This window comes from Oscillatoria sp. FACHB-1407 (assembly GCF_014697545.1).
In the GTDB taxonomy this organism is placed as follows: domain Bacteria; phylum Cyanobacteriota; class Cyanobacteriia; order Elainellales; family Elainellaceae; genus FACHB-1407.
This window is the reverse complement of record NZ_JACJSA010000017.1, coordinates 161,179-175,865: the sequence shown is the minus strand read 5'-3', so window position 1 is coordinate 175,865 and position 14,687 is coordinate 161,179. Positions and strand designations below refer to the sequence as shown.

The 14,687-nt window shown below is 51.3% G+C and carries 7 protein-coding genes; 4 read left to right on the top strand and 3 right to left on the bottom strand.

Annotation, left to right across the window (positions count from 1 at the left end; all coding sequences use genetic code 11):
- The first annotated feature begins 511 nt into the window (after positions 1 to 511).
- On the top strand, positions 512 to 7,501 hold the full coding sequence (locus H6G89_RS24305) for an ExeM/NucH family extracellular endonuclease (protein ID WP_190511279.1): 6,990 nt from the start codon (positions 512 to 514) through the stop codon (positions 7,499 to 7,501).
- A gap of 73 nt (positions 7,502 to 7,574) precedes the next feature.
- Here H6G89_RS24305 and H6G89_RS24300 read toward each other — a convergent pair whose 3' ends face one another.
- Both H6G89_RS24300 and H6G89_RS24295 read right to left on the bottom strand, forming a co-directional pair.
- Positions 7,575 to 8,012, bottom strand: coding sequence for a DUF4079 domain-containing protein (locus H6G89_RS24300; RefSeq protein WP_190511277.1), 438 nt, complete (start codon positions 8,010 to 8,012; stop codon positions 7,575 to 7,577).
- 470 nt (positions 8,013 to 8,482) lie between these two features.
- Positions 8,483 to 8,839: a DUF1830 domain-containing protein gene (locus H6G89_RS24295; protein WP_190511276.1), complete on the bottom strand. Its 357-nt coding sequence runs from the start codon at positions 8,837 to 8,839 to the stop codon at positions 8,483 to 8,485.
- Positions 8,840 to 9,088: 249 nt separating this feature from the next.
- Here H6G89_RS24295 and H6G89_RS24290 point away from each other — a divergent pair, with 249 nt between their 5' ends.
- The 3 genes from H6G89_RS24290 (at position 9,089) to H6G89_RS24280 (ending at position 13,412) form a co-directional block, all read left to right on the top strand.
- Positions 9,089 to 10,660 (top strand): photosystem II high light acclimation radical SAM protein, encoded by a 1,572-nt coding sequence (locus H6G89_RS24290; RefSeq protein ID WP_190511274.1) that lies wholly within the window; start codon positions 9,089 to 9,091, stop codon positions 10,658 to 10,660.
- Positions 10,661 to 11,279: 619 nt separating this feature from the next.
- Entirely contained in the window at positions 11,280 to 12,752 is a 1,473-nt protein-coding gene (locus H6G89_RS24285) for a DICT sensory domain-containing protein (protein WP_190511272.1), read from the top strand.
- 6 nt (positions 12,753 to 12,758) lie between these two features.
- Positions 12,759 to 13,412, top strand: coding sequence for a pentapeptide repeat-containing protein (locus H6G89_RS24280; RefSeq protein WP_190511271.1), 654 nt, complete (start codon positions 12,759 to 12,761; stop codon positions 13,410 to 13,412).
- A 438-nt stretch (positions 13,413 to 13,850) separates the two neighbouring features.
- On the opposite strand, the gene H6G89_RS24275 is transcribed toward H6G89_RS24280, so the two are convergent.
- On the bottom strand, positions 13,851 to 14,333 hold the full coding sequence (locus H6G89_RS24275; protein ID WP_190511270.1) for a DUF4079 domain-containing protein: 483 nt from the start codon (positions 14,331 to 14,333) through the stop codon (positions 13,851 to 13,853).
- Positions 14,334 to 14,687 lie beyond the last annotated feature (354 nt).

Sequence of the window (14,687 nt, the reverse complement as noted above, 5' to 3'; positions counted from 1 at the left end):
ATTCGTGACTGGAAACCTGCTCTCAATCGCTTCGCGATTGAATTCGGCGATCGCTTTCCAACTTGAGTTTTTACCCTTGACACAATCTATTTGACATACCCCCTTCACCCCTTTCAAAACTTATTTTTTGCTGTGCTAGTCAACCCTGAAATGAGCCGATGGGTGCAATGAATTTCCTGACTCCTTGGCTTCTCTGTTTATCAGGTTGATAGAAAAAACAAGCTTCAAATCAGTCTCTTATTAAAATCTTCAAGATTTTGTGAAGTTCAGTATAACTGCATACTGTTTAACACAGGCATAGGGTCTTCTTAACCTAAGCGTGAGATTTGTATAGATGGCTATCAGTGAAACCACTGAATGAATCTTTAGCCCATCGTTAACGTTTGCCTCAATGCCTCATCCACCCTAAATTGTCCTTCTAGCTACGTCAGCGCGTCTCCATTACTCGCAGACGTCTAAACAGTTTTTCCAAGTTTTTGCCCGTTGACCCCTACAGCAGGTGCCTCCGCTCATGTGGCTGATTGCTCTGCTGTCGGTTTTGTGCTGCGCGTTTTTAGAGGGCGATCGCCCTCTCCAAAGTTATTTATTGCATCAATCTCTCGATCTAGTTTTTCTTCTGTCAATTCATTTCTTCAAATTTATGCCTACCATCCTCAATCCTGGTGATATTGCCATCATTGGTTTCCGTTCTGGTGCGCCCGATGGTCTTGCATTCGTTACCTTCAAAGATCTCGATGCAGGCACAATGTTGGGTTTCACGGATGCATCCTATCAACAACCAAATACGCCTGGCAGTTGGCGTGGAGGAGAAAATTTTGCGGTTTGGACGGCTACTACTGCTGTTCCAGCAGGTACAGTAGTGGTTCTATCATTTCCTAATACACCGCCTTCAACTACTGATAACGGCTCTGTTAGCAGTGCCGGGTTAAGCGGAATCTCTGGGAGTGGCGATCAAATTTTTGTTTACCAACGTGCAGATGGAACTGTAGCCACCTCCTCCCCATTTACGGCTACAGTTACACAAACTACCTGGAATGCTGCCAATGGGGGTTCATTACTATTTGGAATTAACGTTGCTTCAACAGGTGGATTTGTCACCAGTGGAACAGTGAACCTCAATAGCACGAATACATCCTACGTTCCTGATGCAAACTCTGGTGCAGGAGCATTAGCCCTCGGTTCAACAGCCCTGAGTATCACAAGTTCTGGCATCATTGCCAACGCTCAGTACAACGGTTCTCGGACTGGGTTGTCGATCGATGAGTTTAAAGCACAAATCCTGAATCAAAGTAATTGGACAGCCGTTGACGCTGCTAGTGGTGCATTAAATTCCGCTGATTTTTCTTTTGGATCTGCCCTACCCACAGTATCGATCGCTGCCACTGACAACGCTGCTGCTGAAGCTGGAACAGATCCCGGCACCTTTCGCATTACTCGTACTGGAGATACTACGAATGCGTTGACGGTGGACTACACAGTTGCCACAGGTACAGGTCAAGCAACTAATGGCACAGACTACACACCTAACCTGACGGGCACAGCGACGATCGCCGCTGGACAATCCTTTGTTGATATCACCATCACCCCAGTGGATGATGCCATCGTTGAAGGAAACGAAACCGTCACCCTGAATCTGGTTGATACGGCTAATTACGACTTGGGCACAACCACGAGTGCAACAGTGGCGATCGCTGACAACGATACCGTCTCCAGCGAACCCATCGACTTGTCTACCTACGTCCGCATTGGTCGCTACAACCTGCCTGTACCTGCCCGCACCCCTGCACCAACGGGCAGCCAACTGTCCCTAGAAGTCTCCACGGTAACCTACAACCCTGTTACGGATACCCTATTTATCCTGGGTGACGAGGGAACCTCGATCGTGCAAGTCACCAAGACCGGGCAATTGGTTAACTCAATGACCTTAACAATTGGTGATTTTGACGATCCAGAAGGCTTGACCCATATCGGTGGCAACCAGTTTGTACTCGTCGAAGAACGCCTCCGTCAGGCTAACCTCTTCACTTATGTTCCTGGTGGCACTCTATCGAGAGCCGATGTGCAAAGCGTCAAGCTAGGAACAACCGTTGGCAACATTGGTCTGGAAGGAGTTTCCTTCGACCCCCAGACGGGTGGATATATCGTCGTCAAAGAGACAACCCCTCAAGGAATTTTCCAAACGGACATTGATTTTGCAGCGGGCACAGCCACCAACGGTTCATCCACCATAGAAAACTCCACGAACCTGTTCGATCCAGCCCTGGCGAATCTCACCGATATTGCTGATGTTTACGCCCTATCCAATCTGTTGTCCCCGTTGACAGACGACAATCTGTTAGTGCTCAGCCAGGAAGACGGCAAGATCGTGAATATCACCCGCACTGGCACTATTACTAGCTCTCTCACAATCGGCTCTGACAGTGACAATCCCTTGAGTGTGGCTAACCAGGGTCACGAAGGGGTAACGATGGACAACAACGGCTTGCTGTATGTTGTCAACGAACGAGGGGGAGGTGACAGTAACCATCCGCAGCTCTGGGTTTATGCCCCCGCTTCCTACGTTTATCAAAACGCGGCTCCCGTTGAGGTCAGCCTGAGCAACGCCACTGCAACTCTGGCTGAAAACAGCAGCACCTCTGCCGCGATTCGAGTTGGCACCATCATCGTCAGCGATGATGCCCTGGGAACCAACACCTTCAGCCTGGCCGGACCTGATGCCGCTGCCTTTGAAATTGTCGGTACTGGATTGTTCCTCAAAGCCGGAACTGTTCTCGACTTTGAAAACAAGCCCAGCTATACAGTCACCGTACATGTCGATGACACCAGCATTGGAGCAACTCCGGATGCAACCACTAACTTCACACTCAATATTACCGATATTACGGAAGCTGCTGCACCTTTAATCATTTCTGAAGTCGCTCCCTGGTCGAGTGGCAATAGCCCTGGCGTTGCAGCGGACTGGTTTGAGGTGACCAATACCAGCACCACGGCTGTAGATATCACTGGCTGGCGGATAGACGATAATTCAAATAACTTCGCAAGCTCGGTTGCACTGAGTGGCGTAACCAGTCTTGCACCTGGTCAGTCAGCTATCTTTATCGAAGGTGACGCAACCAGGGCTACCGCCTTCGTTAACACCTGGTTTGGCGGTACGCTGCCTGCTAATGTGCTCATCGGCACCTATAGTGGTTCGGGTGTGGGGCTAGGAACTGGCGGTGATGCAGTGAATCTGTTCAACGCTGGCGGCACTCTGATCACGGGCGTTACTTTTGGTTCATCTCCATTGGCTTCGCCGTTTGCAACCTTTGATAATGCAGCAGGTAATACATCTGTCTCGACCTTGAGTGCTATTGGTGTCAATGGAGCTTTTAGCGTTCTTGACAGCGGCGTTACTCTGATTGGTTCTCCGGGTGCGATTTCCACGACGACACCCCAGGTTACTATCCAAACCACCGATACTGCTGCCGCTGAAACATTAGCGTCGGAAGTCTCAAACCCTGGCACCTTCCGCATTACTCGTACTGGAGACACTACAAATGCGTTGACGGTGGACTACACAGTTGCCACAGGTACAGGTCAAGCAACCAATGGCACAGACTACACACCTAACCTGACGGGCACAGCGACGATCGCCGCTGGACAATCCTTTGTTGATATCACCATCACCCCAGTGGATGATGCCATCGTTGAAGGAAACGAAACCGTCACCCTGAATCTGATTGATACGGCTAATTACGACTTGGGTGCAACCACAAGTGCAACAGTGGCGATCGCCGATAACGATCCGTTATTAACCCTGATTAGCCAGATTCAGGGCAGCGGCAACAGCTTCAACCCCTCGTTTGGCGGTACTCAAACCATTGAAGGGGTCGTCGTAGGGGCATTCCCTGGTAGCAGCGGGTTGTCGGGCTTTTATGTGCAGGAAGAAAACACAGATTGGGACAACGATGTCGCCACGTCGGAGGGCATCTTTGTGTTTGACCCCACAGGGCTGTTCTCTGGCAATGTTGGCGATCGGGTACGGGTAACCGGATTGGTGGGAGAATTTACCAGCAGTACGTCCACAGGCACTATTACGGGCACCACTCTGAGCAGCAGTCTGACCCAGCTCTCTCTGGCAAATACCGTCATGGGGCGGAGCGTCCTCAACCTGGGAGCGGCAACCTTGCCCAGCGTGGCCACCGTTACGATTCCCGTCACCGATGTGTCGGCGTTAGAGCGTTATGAGGGAATGCTGGTTAATGTGAGCGGGGCGAGTGGACCGCTAACAGTGACCAATAACTTTACCCTGGGTCGCTTCGGACAGGTGGGACTGTCAGCAAATGGGCGTTTAAGCCAGTACACCCAGTTTAATTCCCCCAGTGTAGCGGGCTTCCAGGCGTATCAGGCTGACCTGCTAGACAACTACATCCTTCTCGATGACGGTAGCAACACCCAAAACCCCGCCACGGTCATCCATGCGCGCAATGGGCAACCCCTAAGTGCTACCAACACCCTGCGGGGAGGCGACACGATCGCCTCCATCAGTGGCGTTCTCGACCACCGCTTCGAGGGCTACCGCGTCCAAACTCGCACCCCTGCCAACTTTACTGCCGCTAATCCGCGCGAAACAGCGGCTCCTGCTGTGGGCGGTTCCCTCCGTGTTGCCAGCTTCAACCTGCTCAACTACTTCAATGGCAATGGCACCGGGGGTGACTTCCCCACTCCACGGGGAGCCAGCAACCTGACAGAATTCCAGCGGCAGCAGGCGAAGACGGTTCAAGCCATTCTGGGGCTAAACGCGGATGTGATTGGCTACAACGAAATGGAGAATGACGGGTATAGTTCTCTCAGTGCGGTACAGGGGTTAGTGGATGCCCTGAACGCGATCGCCGGAGCCGGAACCTACGCCTTCATCACTCCACCCGCCTCCGCCCTAAATGCCAATGGGGGACTTGGCGGTGATGAGATTACAGTTGGGTTCATTTACAAAACCAGTGCGGTTCGGGTTGCCCCCAACACCAGCATTGCCGTTCTCCAGACAGGTATTTTCGCCCAGGACGATGCCAACCGTGTACAACGCCCCCCCGTGGCAGTCACCTTCGAGCGACTGGCAAATGGTGCGCCCACCAGCGAAACCTTTACCGCTGTCATCAACCACTTCAAATCCAAAGCTTCGGCAGCAAATCTACCGGGCGATGCCGATCAGGGGGATGGACAGAGCCTATCCAATGCAACCCGTACCCAAGCGGCGCAGGAATTGGCAGCCTGGTTAGCCACTAACCCCACCGGAACCCCCGACCCGGATTACCTGATCATGGGCGACCTCAACGCTTATCGCCTGGAAGATCCCATCACCACACTCATTGATGCTGGCTACACCAGCCTGTTTGGTACGGATTCCTACTCCTTCCAGTTCCGTGGGCAATGGGGTTCTCTAGATCATGCCCTGGCGAATGGCAGCCTTGCCAGCCAGGTTACGGGAGTCGCTAAGTGGCACATCAACGCCGACGAACCCGGGGTTTTGAATTACAACCTGGAATTCAAGTCGGATGAACAGGATGTTAGCTTCTACAATGCCGATCCATTTGCCTCCTCGGATCATGATCCGCTTGTTGTGGGGCTAAACCTGACGCGATCGAACTTGGCTCCAACAGCCGTTGGCTTTACCAACACCACAACATCCCTAGAAGAAAACACCAACACGGCAACCCGGATCAAGGTAGCTGACATTAACGTGACCGATGACGGATCGGGAACTAACGTCCTCAGCCTCAGCGGCACAGATGCCAGCTTCTTTGAAATTGATGGGTCGGTGCTGTATCTGAAGGCTGGAACTACCCTCAACTTTGAAGCTAAACCCAGCTATGCAGTCACAGTGAATGTGGATGATGCCTCTGTTGGGAGCACGCCTGATGCCAGTGCCAACTTTACTCTGACATTGACCAATGTCAACGAAGCTCCCGTTGCTACGAATGATGTCGCTAGCACCACTGACTTGCAAGCCGTTGTCATTCCCGTACTGGCAAACGATAGCGATGTGGATGCCAACGATCCATTGGTCATCGACTCCTTCACCAACCCCGCTAACGGCTCTCTCGTCAAGAACGGCAACAATACCTTCACCTACACGCCAACTCCTGGCTTTGAAGGGGATATCAGCTTCACCTACACCTTGAAGGATAAGGAGGAGTTGACCTCCACTGCCACAGTCAACATTACCGTGACACAGGGTAGCAACCTGATTACGGGCACCAACGGTAATGACAATCTGGTGGGCACTAACCGGGCTGACGAAATTCGCGCCTTGGCAGGCAACGACACCCTGAACGGAGGTTTGGCAGCCGATACCCTGATTGGCGGAACGGGCAACGACACCTACATTGTGGATGTGGAGGATGTGATTGTTGAGAACCCCAATGAAGGGACGGATCTGGTACGCTCCTCCATCACGATCGCCTCTCTCGCCGCAAACGTTGAGAACCTGACTCTAACGGGCAGCAACTCCATCAACGGCACGGGCAACGATCTGGCAAACGTGATTACTGGCAACAATGCCAACAACATCCTGACTGGTTTAGGTGATAACGACACACTGGATGGTCAGGGTGGCAACGACACGATGGTTGGTGGCTTGGGCGATGACACCTACATTGTCAATAGTGTTGGCGATGTGGTGAATGAGAACCCCGGTGAAGGCACGGATCTGGTGCGTTCTTCCGTTTCCATCGGTGCTCTCAGTGCCAACGTTGAGAACCTGACCCTGACAGGCAGCAACTCCATCAACGGTACAGGAAACAACGAAGCAAACGTGATCATCGGCAACGATGAGCGGAACACGCTCACTGGCTTGGGTGGTAACGACCTCCTCGATGGCAGAGGCGATCGCGACACGATGATCGGCGGTTTAGGAGACGACACTTATATCGTCAACACCTCTGGCGATCGCACCACTGAAAACGCGGGCGAGGGCACTGATCTGGTGCAATCCTCCGTGTCGTGGACGCTGAGCAATCACATCGAGAACCTAACCTTGATAGGCAACTCAACTATCAATGGTACAGGGAACTCCCTCGATAACCTGATTACCGGGAATAGCCGACGCAACACCCTCAACGGACGCGACGGCAACGACACGCTGATCGGTGGTAACGGTGATGATGAGCTAATCGGGGGCAGCGGCAATGACATTCTGATTGGGGGCAGCGGCAACGATACTCAAACGGGCAACAGCGGCAACGACACGTTTGCCTACACTGCCTTTGGCGATCGCACTGACCGCATCACCGACTTCAACACCACTCAAGACAAACTCGACTTGATCACGTTGTTTGATAGCCTCGGCTATAGTGGCTCCAATCCAGTGGCGGATGGGTTCCTGCGGTTTACTCGCTCTGGTTCCAACACGCTGGTACAGGTTGACCAGAACGGCACAACAGGTGGCGCAACCTTCACCACCCTGGTCACGCTCAACAATGTCAACCCCAACAACCTGGCGATTGGCTCCAATGTGTTGGTGTAGGTAATGTCAGGGTGAGGCGTTCGGTAGAGTTGCAATTCAGTTACAGCATCTACTTGCCGAATGCCTCACCCCTTCAGGGCAGATACTTCTGCACCACAATCCATCCGGTGAGGCTGACCAACACAAACCCCACGAAAAGAACCAAATTAGTGCCCACATGCACAACTCTTGCCCAGGCTCGGTCTGGGCTTATTTGCGTTGCACTCCAACCCGAAAGCAGCGTCAGCAAGACGACGATGATTCCGGCGGGCAAATGCGCCGAGTGTCCCAAACTGCCAAAGTGCCCCAGCGTACCCACAATGCCGATCGCCAGTAGCAGCAAAACCAGGGCAATCATCGTCGCCCCAATGCAAAAGTGGAGCGATCGCAACCAGTCAGGTCGTTGACCACCGCTCGAACGAGTATAAAATAGCCCGGTGCCTGTTGCAGCCAACAGCACATAGGCTAACAACGACAAACCCATCGACCAGGCAGCGATGCGCCAGAGCCATAAAAACGACGGAAGATTCAACGGAGTGCGCGGCTCAACTCAACACCCTTCATTATGGGGTCTAAACTGAACTTAGCCCTCCTTTATCACGTTGCATGGGAGGCATTGTGCCGACTTGCTTGTCCGCGATTGGACGGCAGAAGGCTAAGACAAAGCCTGTATCGGATTGTTGGCGGAGGGAGTATCTGAGGAACCTGGATGCCTGATTCTCAAACGCTTGAAACAACCCTGCATCTCATCTTGGCAGGAGGCAGAAATTTGTGTATGTAGTAGCCTAAAAAACTGAAAGGACTAAATAAACAGAACAACAGGAAATAATGTTGAGAAACAAGAAATGAGTTGATGATAAAAAGCAAACCTTAAGAGGAGCAATGTTATTAACTGGGAACACACAACTTGAGTCTAATTAAAGAGCTCTCAGGCTATCTCAGCGATCGCCTCAATACCTGGGAATCAGCCTAAACAGAACCTAGCCATTCTCCAACGGTGTGCTATTCCGCAACAGCAGAAACAGCAGCACGAGTCTCATGAGCCACTTTGCTAAATCCCAACCCCGTACTGATTGCCTCAGAAACAGGTTCAGACTCCTCTTCTTCTTGCAACTGCAAACGATAGCAGGGAATTGTGTCTGATAAAATAGCACTTGCCATCATCCCGGTGTGAATCTCTAGCAACGCCTGTGGCATCGCCTCAAACATTAATCGTTGTCCTGGAAAAACAACCCGTTCAAAATACCAATTAGCGATATTTGTAATACGAGCAATTTGAATTTTGCTGGTCGCGTTCACGTAGCAACAGAGGATTGGGTCAGAGCAATCCGCCGGTAAGGGATCAAAAATTTGAGCCATGACAGTTGAGGAGCTTAGCACCATAAGGAAAGACTATAAGCAACCCTAACATCGGCTGATCCCTGCTAGCTGTAAACCCGACTACCAAGCTTTTTTTGATGGGCAAGGCAATTTCTTATGACTTTCCTTGATTCCTTGCAATATATTGATCCCCCTTGCTCTCGTGCAGGCAACAGAAGTCAGTGGTATCGTAAAGTTATATGAAATTAAATTAATGAATTTAGCTTTCCTTGTGTTGCACAGGCTCCAATGGCATTAAATCGCATCCTCTACGTCCGCCTTCCCTGCAATCCAATCTTTCCAATTGGGGTTGTTTATCTGGCTGACCACGTTCATAAGTGCTTTCCTGATGTGGAACAGCAGATTTTTGATCTGGGAACAGTTCCACCCCTCGATTTTGCCTCTGCCCTCGATCGCCGTATTGACGACTTTAAGCCAACGCTCCTCGTTTTCTCCTGGCGCGACATTCAAATCTATGCTCCCGTCGGCGGACGGGGCGGCAACCCGTTGCAAAATGCCTTTGAGTTCAACTACGCTCGCAATCCGCTGCTCCGGGTGCGGGGGGCAATGGGTGGTCTACAACTGATGCTCTCCTATTACTCTGAGTTGTGGCGCAACCTGGGGCTAATCAAACGGGGGCTAAAACGGGCAAAACGCTACACATCGGATGCGCGTTTGGTGGTAGGCGGTGGTGCCGTCAGCGTTTTTTATGAACAGCTCAACACCCTGCTGCCCAAAGGAACGGTTGTCTCGGTGGGTGAAGGAGAAACTCTCTTAGAGAAGCTGTTGCGAGGGCAGGACATCTCTGGAGAGCGGTGCTACATCGCCGGAGAAACCAAACCCCGCGATCGCCTCATTCATGAGCAACCGACCCCCGTTGAAAAAACCGCCTGCAACTACGATTACATCGCCAGTATCTGGGCAGAGTTTGAATACTATCTGCAAGAGCAGGACTTTTATGTGGGCGTACAAACAAAGCGTGGTTGTCCTCATAACTGCTGCTATTGCGTTTACACCGTTGTAGAGGGTAAGCAAGTGCGCATCAACCCAGCCGATGAGGTAGTGCGCGAAATGCGCCAACTCTACGATCGCGGCATTCGCAACTTCTGGTTTACTGACGCTCAACTGATTCCCGCTCGCAAATTTATCGCCGATGTCGAGGAGTTGCTGCAAAAGGTGCTGGATGCCGGAATGTCCGATATTCACTGGGCAGCTTACATCCGAGCCGATAACTTAACGCCCAAACTCTGTGACCTAATGGTCAAAACGGGGATGAACTATTTTGAGATCGGCATCACCAGCGGTTCTCAGGAGTTGGTGCGAAAGATGCGGATGGGCTATAACCTCCGTACAGTTTTACAAAACTGCCGTGATCTGAAATCCGCAGGGTTCAACGACTTGGTATCGATCAATTACTCCTTTAACGTGATTGATGAAACGTTTGACACCATTCGCCAGACGATCGCCTATCACCGGGAGTTAGAGAGCATCTTTGGGGCTGACAAAGTTGAACCTGCCATCTTCTTCATTGGCTTACAACCTCACACCCATCTTGAGGATTACGCTTTCAAAAAAGGCGTATTGAAACCGGGCTACAACCCCCTCAGCCATATGCCCTGGATTGTGCGTAAGCTGCTGTGGAACCCAGAGCCTCTTGGTTCCTTCTTTGGAGAGGTTTGCTTACAAGCCTGGAAGCAAAACCCCAACGACTTTGGACGTGAAGTGATGAACATTTTGGAGCAACGGTTGGGCAAAGCAGACTTGGAGGAAGCCCTGACTGCACCAATTGACACACCACGGGAATTAGCAGGAGCAGTGTAGAAAGGAAGGATAAAGGATGAAGGATGAGGGATAAAGGATGAAGGATAAAGGATAAAGGATAAAGGATGAAGGATAAAGGATGAAGGATGAAAAATAAAAATCGCAAGATGACGGGGGGGTTCATTAAAAGATGTTGCTGATCCAGCATATGAACTCCGTAGAGACATTTCGCGAAACAACCGTATAGCAGTGGTGGCTATGTAAATTAAAGTGTGACTGTTACCGTTCCCATCTGCCCGCACATCCATAGTGGGCTACCTTCCAAAGTCCATTAAAGTGGACTGAGAACTTCTCCTAGTCTGCTTTAGCAGACTTCATCCCATAAGCCCGCACTTTAGTCGCGGGTGGGTTAGAACGAAGACAGGATGGGGTTTTGCACAAAATTCTGGACACACCCGTCTTGATACAAAACTCTGGACACACCCCTTTTAGCCTTTATCCCTCATCCTTTAGCCTTTACCCCTTATCCTTTATCCTTTACCCCTTATCCCTGATCCTTTCCTCCAGGGTTTGACGACTCTAGTAAATCTGCGATGATAAGGAGTATCAAAAATCTCGATAATTTCCCTCAAAATCTATCTATTTGTCCACACTCAAAGATTTTTTGCTCAGCCGTCTCATGTTAAAAGGCTCTATTTTACAAACGCTTAAAGAAGCGCATCAAGGCGCAGAAACGGGCAAACGATCTTTGAACTTTGGCGTGTATTACAAGAACACACTGGTGTCTTTGTGTCATGCCCTTGAAGATTCGATTCTGACCGACAACTACTCACCGCTCGTGATCACCGCCTTTCAGCGAGGTAAGTGGTATCTCGAAGAAGCCGATCGCTACGGTGAAATCGCCGATCGCGCCCAACAGATTGTCATCATGGCGGCTCCCGATGCGGGTTTTGCTGAACATCCCACCAGCCAGCGATCAAATGTGGCTCTGGTCAGCCTCGACCCGGTTGATCCGGTTGCGCAGGAGTGGCACCTGATTATTGCCTCCCCCAGCTACACAGCGATGGTGTTGTGTCAGGAGTTGACCCCCGAAGACTATGGAGTGGCGGGTGTGCCAGAGATGGATCGAGAGCGCAAGTTTTATGGGCTGTGGACGTTTGAGCCTACACTGGTGCAAGAGACAGCTGAACTGGCGATCGCCCATATCCGTCGTTATAACCCCACCCTGAGCACTCAACTGGCTGACCAGTTACAAGCCATCAAAGCGCAATCCCACTACCAGACGGGGTTAGCTGGAGTATCAACCCCTGAGCAATTGGGTGACATCGTCTCCCGCGTTGTGAATTACTTGCAAGCTAGTCAACAAGATCTGCTCCACAACGCCCCCTCCTACGCCTATCCGGGGCAGGGGTTTCTAGATAACAATCTGGTGTCCAATGAGTTGCAAGCCTTTTTACGCATTGCTCAACTGATCGACCAAACCGACATTAGCAACCCGATGACAGCAGCTGAGATCGCGACCTTGGCAGAAACTCTGGGGCAATTGCTCGATCTGCCAGCCTGGCAACTGCATCGGTTGCGCTTGGCAGGGTTGTTACATCGTATCGGCTCGCTATCGCAGGAGACAGAGTTAAGCCCCAGTGCAACCCATCGTTATGACCCGGATGCCGTCCCTCTCGCCTGTCCTCTGGTGCCTGGGGCGCAACTGCTCCGGACGATGAACCGCATGAAGGCGATCGCCACTATCATTACCCACCAGACCGAATGGTGGAATGGATCTGGGCTACCTGCTCGTTTAGCGGGAGATGCAATCCCTCTGGAATCGAGAATGTTGGGATTGGTGGCTGAGTTTCAGGCACACCTTGCCGCTCATCGCACACCTGACACCGAACCTGGCAATTTCGCATCCTATCCTCCAGAAGCATTGTCCAGTGCTCTGGCAGCGTGCCAAGCTGAAGCAGGCGATCGCTGGGATCCCAAACTCGTCGAAACCCTTGCTCTCCTGGTTGGGGGTCTACAGCAGGGGCTAAATCTGCCCGTCAATCTGCCCAAAATTGCCGCTGGAATCTGGCTGCTCGATTCTCATTCCGACGACGAGTTGCTGCCTTACATCGACGAATCCAGTTCACCCGCAAGCCCCTCCGTCAGATAAACCACTATGGATATTGAAGCGATTCGTGCCGGGAAAGTAAAACAGTTGGCAGGTGCCGACCTGGAGGATGAAGATTTACCCAACGCCCACCTCAGCAATGTCAATCTGGCAGGAGCCAACCTGACCGGAGCCAACTTGAGTGGAGCTAAGCTCACAGGTTCTCGCCTGGATGGAGCCAATTTGATCGGTGCTCGCCTCATCGGGGCAGACCTGCGAGCAAACCTGCTGGGGGCAAACCTGATGCAGACTGACCTGATCGAGGCAGACCTGCGCGGAGCCAATCTGCGGGGAGCCAACCTGATGCAAGCCAGCCTTGGCAACACCTGTTTTGCAGGAGCTTTTCTGAGTGGGGCAAATTTAACCGGAGTCAACTTGCAGGGAGTAGATCTGCGCGGAGCCGACTTGCGGGGGGCAAACCTCAATAGTGCTAACTTGCACGGTGCAAACTTGTGTCAAGCAGACCTGCAAGGGGCATTGCTTACTGAGGCAAACCTGGAAGAAGCTGACCTGCGGGGGGCAAACCTGGCAGGAGCGAATCTGAGTCGAGCCAACTTATTGTGCGCCGACCTCTCAGGAGCCACATTGAACGGCACGACTTTAACGGATGCCTGTCTGGTGGGTACAGAGTTGGCAAACGAAAAAGAGCAATTGAAAAAATAGGAGCCACAAAATAAGAATAGGGACGTTTCTCAAAACGCCCCTACTCAACGTGAATTCGGGATAAGGATTTTGGCGGTTGAAACCACAGCTATCGGAACAAAACCAACCTGTGCCGGTTCCGTCTAACCCTTGATTTTTGGTAGTCTGCGAAGGCAGACTTGGCTCTGATAGCCGCAAATTCATTCGCCAGGGTCTTAAATTAAACTGATACCCATTTGAATTGGCTTCGCTACACATAATTCCGTAAGGGCGTTTCGTGAAACGCCCCTACCCAGTGATCCGCCACAATCAAACATTAAACCGAGCTGACGTTACTCAGGTATTGATGTGTAGTTCAAACTTACAGAAATTCACATGCAAGGGGGCAGAGGCGAATCAGGAAGCTCTCCCATCATCACGACTTAAATCCTTGCCTTACGCTTTCAGACCAAAGCTATATTAAGCAACACCCGACATCTTATCGACAATCCGCTGCACAATCTGCATCCCACTCACCGCTTGCCAGGCAAACAGCGCAACCAACGCCGCATTCAAGAAAATGTGGCTATAGCGTGCCCAGTCGTGTCCTTTCTGCATAAAAGGAGTCAACGAGGCAGAAGCTGCAATCAACCCTGTCATTCCCAGACCGACTAATAAGTGAGGTCCGACAAACAGCTTGCCATTGTTGATGTAGGTAACTGCCATTCCTCCCAGAGTGCCTAACACCATAAAGGTCAGCAGGGCAGAGCCAATCTGGTGATGTTTAATGTTAAACCGCCCCTGAATCAACTGCTTCTTCTGATCTCCTTGGGCAGAGCGGGTACGACGAATTTGAACCCCTAAGTAGAGGGCATAGAGGGTGAGTGCCAACAACGCCCACATCATGATGGGATGAGCAAATTGGCTCCAAACTTTAACTGACTCTGGGATCTCGAAAGACATCGCACATTTCCTCGTAGGAGTAGGTGGGGAATCTTAATAAAAGTTAGCATAATCGACAGAATTTTTTAATATTTCTAGGCAACTGGAACTCTCAGCAAAAGGGGATTCCGAACGCTATGATGAAATGTCCGTCTTATGAGCAATACTAAGTACAACTCGTCGCAAATCAAGGGTGGGAATTTCGGGTGCAGGGGTTCCACCCCTGCTTGGGGGCATAGCTCCCACACCTCCCTGGTTTTATTTCCGAACTCTATCTGTGAATAGCAGTACTAAGCTCATGACGAGATGAACCATTTGCCTTACCGGATTTTGGCTAAGGCATCGTGTTTCCACTATGGTGAATCGATTCTCCAT

Bases quoted from the DNA above. Each gene is read 5' to 3' on its own strand.
- H6G89_RS24290 (WP_190511274.1), top strand. From the start codon at position 9,089: ATGGCATTAAATCGCATCCTCTACGTCCGCCTTCCCTGCAATCCAATC.
- H6G89_RS24305 (WP_190511279.1), top strand. From the start codon at position 512: ATGTGGCTGATTGCTCTGCTGTCGGTTTTGTGCTGCGCGTTTTTAGAG.
- H6G89_RS24295 (WP_190511276.1), bottom strand. From the start codon at position 8,839: ATGGCTCAAATTTTTGATCCCTTACCGGCGGATTGCTCTGACCCAATC.
- H6G89_RS24280 (WP_190511271.1), top strand. From the start codon at position 12,759: ATGGATATTGAAGCGATTCGTGCCGGGAAAGTAAAACAGTTGGCAGGT.
- H6G89_RS24275 (WP_190511270.1), bottom strand. From the start codon at position 14,333: ATGTCTTTCGAGATCCCAGAGTCAGTTAAAGTTTGGAGCCAATTTGCT.
- H6G89_RS24285 (WP_190511272.1), top strand. From the start codon at position 11,280: ATGTTAAAAGGCTCTATTTTACAAACGCTTAAAGAAGCGCATCAAGGC.